The sequence below is a fragment of the Pseudomonas sp. SIMBA_067 genome, assembly GCF_046534675.1.
Classification (GTDB): Bacteria; Pseudomonadota; Gammaproteobacteria; order Pseudomonadales; family Pseudomonadaceae; genus Aquipseudomonas; species Aquipseudomonas putida.
Window position 1 is genome coordinate 1 of the sequence record NZ_JAWRYH010001273.1, and the last position, 238, is coordinate 238.

Below are 238 nucleotides of genomic sequence, written 5' to 3' on the forward strand. Positions count from 1 at the left end.
TGTCGGCTACTTCATCGGCAGCCCGGGCATGAACCTGATCGAGGTGCGTGCCGAAGCCGACGGGGTGGCGTTTGGTGATGTCCACCTGGCGCTGCCCGATGGCCTGCGCGAACGGCTGGCGGCAACGGCAGGCGGGCGCTTGCAAGTGGGCATCCGACCAGAATTCGTGCAGCTGTGGGACAGCCCGTTCGATGGCGCCATCCCCGCACGCGTGCTGGATATCGAAGACCTGGGCACC

General features: G+C 66.8%; 1 pseudogene. It reads left to right on the top strand.

From position 1 onward, the window contains the following. Window positions 1-238 (top strand): annotated as a pseudogene (locus SB765_RS33395) (ABC transporter ATP-binding protein); the annotation flags it as partial.